Source organism: Blautia caccae, from assembly GCF_040095955.1.
GTDB lineage: Bacteria > Bacillota > Clostridia > Lachnospirales > Lachnospiraceae > Blautia > Blautia celeris.
In genome coordinates, this window is the sequence record NZ_JBBMFP010000017.1 from 117,849 (window position 1) to 124,139 (window position 6,291).

Annotated in this window: 8 protein-coding genes and 2 tRNA genes; 9 read left to right on the top strand and 1 reads right to left on the bottom strand. The window is 47.4% G+C overall.

Annotated elements, in window-relative coordinates:
- Positions 1-10 precede the first annotated feature (10 nt).
- Positions 11-529 carry a peptidylprolyl isomerase gene (locus WMO65_RS17935; RefSeq protein ID WP_033140719.1) on the bottom strand — a complete coding sequence of 173 codons (519 nt, stop codon included), beginning with the start codon at positions 527-529 and terminating at the stop codon, positions 11-13.
- A gap of 467 nt (positions 530-996) precedes the next feature.
- On the opposite strand from WMO65_RS17935, the gene tsaE reads away from it, so the two are divergent.
- From tsaE to WMO65_RS17980, 9 genes are all read left to right on the top strand, one after another.
- Positions 997-1,431 (top strand): tRNA (adenosine(37)-N6)-threonylcarbamoyltransferase complex ATPase subunit type 1 TsaE, encoded by a 435-nt coding sequence (tsaE, locus tag WMO65_RS17940; protein WP_033140717.1) that lies wholly within the window; start codon positions 997-999, stop codon positions 1,429-1,431.
- A gap of 15 nt (positions 1,432-1,446) precedes the next feature.
- Positions 1,447-2,175 carry a tRNA (adenosine(37)-N6)-threonylcarbamoyltransferase complex dimerization subunit type 1 TsaB gene (gene tsaB / locus WMO65_RS17945; protein WP_103732894.1) on the top strand — a complete coding sequence of 243 codons (729 nt, stop codon included), beginning with the start codon at positions 1,447-1,449 and terminating at the stop codon, positions 2,173-2,175.
- Positions 2,162-2,596 (top strand): ribosomal protein S18-alanine N-acetyltransferase, encoded by a 435-nt coding sequence (gene rimI, locus WMO65_RS17950; protein ID WP_148393537.1) that lies wholly within the window; start codon positions 2,162-2,164, stop codon positions 2,594-2,596. The genes tsaB and rimI overlap by 14 nt, the downstream gene beginning before the upstream one ends.
- Positions 2,597-2,731: 135 nt before the next feature.
- Complete coding sequence (locus WMO65_RS17955; RefSeq protein ID WP_033140714.1) at positions 2,732-2,980, top strand: hypothetical protein; 249 nt, start codon at positions 2,732-2,734, stop codon at positions 2,978-2,980.
- Between the two features lie 69 nt (positions 2,981-3,049).
- Positions 3,050-3,964, top strand: a complete 915-nt coding sequence (locus tag WMO65_RS17960) for a ribonuclease Z (RefSeq protein ID WP_033140713.1) — start codon at positions 3,050-3,052, stop codon at positions 3,962-3,964.
- A gap of 48 nt (positions 3,965-4,012) precedes the next feature.
- Entirely contained in the window at positions 4,013-5,044 is a 1,032-nt protein-coding gene (gene tsaD, locus WMO65_RS17965; RefSeq protein ID WP_033140712.1) for a tRNA (adenosine(37)-N6)-threonylcarbamoyltransferase complex transferase subunit TsaD, read from the top strand.
- Positions 5,044-5,745: a 2-C-methyl-D-erythritol 4-phosphate cytidylyltransferase gene (gene ispD / locus WMO65_RS17970; RefSeq protein ID WP_033140711.1), complete on the top strand. Its 702-nt coding sequence runs from the start codon at positions 5,044-5,046 to the stop codon at positions 5,743-5,745. The genes tsaD and ispD overlap by 1 nt, the downstream gene beginning before the upstream one ends.
- Before the next feature lie 55 nt (positions 5,746-5,800).
- A tRNA-Ser gene (locus WMO65_RS17975) sits at positions 5,801-5,886 on the top strand.
- 98 nt (positions 5,887-5,984) lie between these two features.
- A tRNA-Ser gene (locus WMO65_RS17980) sits at positions 5,985-6,073 on the top strand.
- Positions 6,074-6,291 lie beyond the last annotated feature (218 nt).

A 6,291-nucleotide genomic window follows, 5' to 3' on the forward strand; every position in this document is an offset into this window, starting at 1 on the left:
CTTTTACTTCTTAAAATTTCTCAGGCTCAGCGTACTCCTCGCCAAAAGTTTCCACAGTCATACTCTGAATCGTCTGCGGCTCCATGGGACGATCACTGTAATCTGTCCGGACTTCAGCGATAGCGTTCACCACATCCATTCCTTCCGTCACCTTACCGAAAGCAGCATACTGCCCGTCCAGATGCGGAGCATTCTCATGCATAATAAAGAACTGGCTTCCGGCAGAGTTCGGGTCCATAGCGCGCGCCATAGACAAAACGCCGGCGTCATGCTTCAGATTGTTTTCAACTCCATTTCCGCTGAACTCTCCCTTAATAGAATATCCTGGACCACCCATCCCATTTCCCTGCGGACAGCCACCCTGAATCATAAATCCACGAATCACCCGATGAAACACCAGTCCATCATAAAAACCCTTCTTTACCAAACTAATAAAATTATTCACAGTATTCGGCGCAACATCCGGATACAATTCCGCCTTGATCACGCCCCCATCTGCCATAGTAATCGTAACAATAGGATTAGCCATATCAAAAATCTCCTTTTAAACATTTTTCTCTATTATAATCTCTAAAAATAAAAGGTGCAAGAAATTTCTTTTTTATACTTGTGGCGCAAAAGATTATATTATATTATAACTTATAGTATCTTTACAGAAAGATAAGCGAGACAATCTATGATATATATTAAATTTCCGCAATAACTACAGCTCCACGAAACCATTACCTTCAGCATTCAAACCTACCGCCTGAGAACACCAGGGGAAGCCGTTGGGAGGGGCCGGGCGTGTGATGGGGGGAGCGATGTATAGTGGAGCGGGCAGAAGATCCACCTGCCCCAGACACTTAATGAGGAAGCCTCTGCTGACGAATTTAGTGACTGGGAGCAGGTTAGCTTCTGCCCAAGCGCAACGCTTCGCTCCCCCCATCACACGCCCGGCCCCTCCCAACGGCTTCCCCGTCCCCTTCTCACACAAAAAAAGGAGCCACCCACCAAATGAAAACAATAGAAACCACCACCCCAAAAGAAACATTTAACCTGGGCCAATCCATCGCCCAAAAAGCCACCCCCGGCCAAATCTACACCCTAAACGGCGACCTGGGCACCGGCAAAACCGTCTTCACACAGGGCGTAGCCAAAGGCCTCGGCATAGAAGAACCCGTCAACAGCCCCACCTTCACCATTGTCCAAATATACGAAAGCGGCCGCCTCCCCTTCTACCATTTCGACGTCTATCGCATCGGTGACATCGAGGAGATGGAAGAGATCGGATACGACGATTACTTTTTCGGTGAAGGCATCTGCCTCATTGAATGGGCAGAGCTGATCGAGGAACTTCTTCCCCCGGATGTCATAAAAATCACCATAGAAAAAGACCCATCCAAAGGTTTTGATTACCGCAAAATAACCATAGAAGGTTTAAATGAATAAGGAGATGAAAGAACAATGAAAATCTTAGCTCTAGACAGTTCCGGCCTGGTAGCATCCGTTGCCGTGGTGGAAGACGATATACTGGTAGCGGAATACACAATGAACTACAAGAAAACCCATTCCCAGACCCTGCTTCCCATGCTGGACGAAGTAAAAAAAGCCATATCCCTGGATTTAAATTCCATTGATGCCATAGCAGTAGCCGCCGGCCCCGGTTCCTTCACCGGCCTCAGAATCGGCTCCGCAACAGCCAAAGGTCTGGGCCTTGCCCTGGACAAACCCCTCATAGGTATCCCGACCGTAGACGCCCTTGCCTACAACTTGTACGATACAGCCCCTGATACTCTGATCTGCCCCATCATGGACGCCAGGAGAAAACAGGTCTACACAGGCATCTACTGTTTTGAAAACCACGCCTTAAAAATTTTGAAACCCCAGGACGCTGTCCCTATGACAGAGCTTATAGAGGAGCTGAACCGAACCGGAAAATCCGTCATTTTCCTGGGCGACGGCGTACCTGTATACAGAGAGCTTATAGAGGAGACCTGCCATGTCCCCTATTCCTTTGCCCCGGCTCATATAAACAAACAGAGAGCAGCCGCTGTGGCAGCGCTTGCCCAAATCTACTATAAAGAAGGGAAAATGGAGGACGCTGCTGACCATCAGCCCGATTACCTCAGAGTATCACAGGCTGAGAGAGAACGCGCAGCCCGCCTTGCAAAAGAAGAAAATGCTGATCATTAGAGATATGCGCCCCGAAGACACAGCGGCAGCCGCACAGATTGAGGCGGAAAATTTTTCACGCCCGTGGAAGGCATCCGGCTTTCTGGATGCAGTGCAGTCTGTAAGTGCTGTTTACTTCGTGGCAGAACTTGACGGCGTTGTCACAGGCTATGCAGGCATGTGGACAGCTCTGGATGAAGGTGAGATCACCAATGTCTCCGTGAAATCTTCCTGCTGGGGACAGCATATAGGAAGACAGCTTGTAGAGGCACTTCTGGAGGCCGGCAGGAAAGCAGGGGTCTCCTCCTTCTATCTGGAAGTACGCCAGAGCAACGAAAGAGCGATTTCCCTGTATCGTTCCTGCGGGTTTGAGGACGCAGGATTGAGAAAAAATTTCTACGAGGCGCCCACAGAACACGCTGTCGTAATGTGCAAAAGATAGCAGAACTGCTATCTTTTTCTATATCTGCAACTGTTTCCCACTGGGCTTTTACACACATTTTCTGTATAATGATAGAGAATAGACAAGGAAGAGAAAGGATCTGGCGTACAAGCTCAAGGCAGGAGGATAAAGACTATGCGAAAATACGAAAAAAAGGAAACGGGCATGCTCACAGAGCTATACTGCAACCGCTGCGGGAAAAAACTGCACGTGGAAAACGGTATAGCCATGGAAGGGGTACTCCCTGTTGACATAGCCTGGGGATATTTCTCAAAAAAGGATACACAGCGCCACCAGTTTGACCTGTGTGAAGACTGCTATGATGAAATTATCCGCGGGTTTGCCATACCTGTTGATGAGAAAATTGAAAAGGAATTGTTGTAGTGGAAAAAAATGTGTGCTAAGATAGAAGCGCAGTCAACAAAGAAATGAAGAGAAATGAGGAAATGACAGATGCTGGATGTTTGTCTGTTGGGCACAGGAGGCATGATGCCGCTCCCAAGGCGGAAACTCACCTCACTTATGACCCGCTATAACGGCAGTAATTTTATGATAGATTGCGGCGAAGGCACACAGGTCGCAGTAAAAGAGAAAGGATGGAGTTTCAAGCCGATCGATGTGATCTGTTTTACACATTATCACGCTGACCATATCAGCGGGCTTCCGGGACTCCTTTTGACCATGGGAAATGCAGAGCGGACAGAACCGCTGACACTGATTGGCCCCAAAGGGCTGGTACGTGTTGTTCAGGCTCTGCGCGTGATCGCTCCTGAACTTCCCTTTGACATACAATGTATAGAACTGACACAGCCGGAGGAACAGATGGAAGTCTGTGGATACCATATCACGGCATTCCGTGTGAATCACAATGTAACCTGCTATGGATACTCTATTGAAATTAAGAGGGGCGGCAAATTTGACGCTGCCCGTGCAAAAGAACAGGGGATTCCGCTGCAGTGCTGGAACCCGCTTCAGAAAGGGCAGATTGTTGAAGCAGACGGTAAAACATATACGCCTGATATGGTTTTAGGCCCTGCAAGAAAAGGAATCAAACTGACCTATACCACAGATACCCGTCCTGTAAAATCCATTGCGGAACATGCCAAAGACTCCGATCTGTTTATCTGCGAGGGCATGTACGGAGAGCAGGATAAAGAGGAGAAGGCCAAAGCTCACAAGCATATGACTTTCAGGGAAGCAGCACTTCTGGCAAAAGAAGCGCAGGTAAAAGAGCTGTGGCTCACACACTACAGCCCATCCCTTGTACGCCCGGAGGAGGCTCTCCCCGAAGCCGCGAAAGTATTTCCCAATACGATTGCAGCCCGGGACAGGCAGTCCGTGGAACTGCAGTTTGAGGAAGAATCATAAGGCATCCCGGGCATTGCCGGTGAGTTTTGTGAAAAAGGAGAATGTAAAATGGAGAAGAAAAATGAGGATGTACTGATCCTTGCAATAGAAAGCTCCTGTGACGAGACTGCCGCCTCTGTGGTGAAAAACGGCAGGACCATATTATCCAATATCATATCGTCCCAAATAGAGCTGCACAAATTATACGGAGGAGTTGTTCCTGAAATAGCCTCCAGAAAACACATAGAAAAAATTAACCAGGTCATTGAGGAAGCGTTAAAAGAGGCGGACGTGACCCTGGACGATTTAGATGCCATAGGCGTCACATACGGACCGGGTCTTGTAGGCGCGCTGCTTGTAGGGGTGGCTGAGGCAAAAGCCATCAGTTTTGCAAAAGACATTCCGCTTGTAGGTGTGCACCACATAGAGGGGCATATTTCAGCGAATTATATTGAACATCCGGATCTGGAACCGCCGTTTTTGTGCCTGGTGGTTTCCGGAGGACATACCCATCTTGTGATCGTGAAAGATTACGGGGAGTTTGAAATCCTGGGCAGGACAAGAGATGACGCCGCAGGTGAGGCGTTTGATAAAGTGGCAAGAGCCATTGGGCTTGGTTATCCGGGCGGACCGAAGATAGACAGGCTTTCCAAAGAGGGAAATGCCTATGCCTTTGATTTTCCTAAGGCGAAAGTGGACGAGGCGCCATATGATTTCAGTTTCAGTGGTGTCAAATCAGCAGTGCTGAATCATTTGAATAAATGCAGAATGCAGGGCGAAGAGATTGTGGCGGCAGATGTTGCGGCCTCTTTTCAGCGTTGTGTTGTGGAAGTGCTTGTGGAACATGCTATCGCAGCAGCAAAAGACTATAAGATAGACAAACTGGCAATCGCAGGAGGGGTGGCTTCAAACAGCGGCCTTCGCACAGCCATGGAGGAAGCCTGCAGAAAACATAACATTGGTTTTTATCATCCGTCTCCTATTTTCTGCACAGACAATGCCGCAATGATAGGAGTGGCAGCTTATTATGAATATCAAAAAGGAACCAGACACGGTCTTGACTTGAATGCGATTCCAAATCTGAGGTTAGGAGAGCGCTGATGAAATCCACCGCAATTGTGCTGGCAGCAGGCCAGGGAAAGAGAATGAACAGTAAAGTACAGAAGCAGTTTCTTCTAATTAAGGGGAAACCGGTCCTGTATTACAGCCTGTCCTGTTTCCAGAACAGCAGGGAAATTGAAGAAATTATTGTTGTTACAGGAAAAGACAGTATAAATTTCTGTAAACAGGAAATTATAGAAGCATATGGTTTTTCTAAAGTGAAGGCAGTGATCGCCGGCGGCAGAGAACGCTATGATTCTGTCTACGCGGGACTGTGCGCCTGTGAGGACAGCGATTATGTATTTATACACGATGGGGCAAGACCCTTTTTGACAGAAGATATGATCAGAAGGGGGAAAGAAGCAGTTCTTGCCAGTGGTGCCTGTGTCATCGGTATGCCTTCAAAAGATACCATAAAAATCGCAGATGAGAACGGAATGGTGGCGTCTACACCCAGCAGAAGCCTGGTGTGGAACATTCAGACGCCGCAGATTTTTTCATACACTGCAATTCGGGAAGCTTATGAGAGGGCGCGGCAGCAGAATATGGCGGATATCACGGATGATGCCATGGTAATGGAGCGCTTTGGAAACATGAAAATCAAGCTGGTAGAGGGTTCCTATGAGAATATAAAAATCACCACGCCGGAGGATATTCTTGTCGCAGAGAAAATTTTGGAAAAAATTCAAAAAATCTATTGACAACTTCCGACATAAGTGATAAGATACCACTTGTCGCTGACCGAGTGATAGATATGGAGAGATATCGAAGTGGTCATAACGAGGCGGTCTTGAAAACCGTTTGTCCGCAAGGGCGCGTGGGTTCGAATCCCACTCTCTCCGTTCCCGAAAGCAAATATCGAGAACGAACCAGAGGGGTGAGTTCAAGATTGGTTATGATGCTTTTGGATATATAAATGAATATTTGATTGATTCAGCCTGGAGAAGTACCCAAGCGGCTGAAGGGGCTCCCCTGGAAAGGGAGTAGGTCGTTAATAGCGGCGCGAGGGTTCAAATCCCTCCTTCTCCGTTTTCTCTTAGAAAAATAAGAGAAAAAAGTTGTTGACAAACGACAGAAGATGTGATAACCTATTATAGCTGTCGCGAAAACGGCAACATCCGACAGAAGAAAAAAACTTCTAAAAAAATAAAAAAGTTCTTGACAAGCTCAAAACGATATGATAAAATATCAAAGCTGTCAAAAACTGACAGGAACCTTGATAACTGAACAGTGAAACACATGAATCG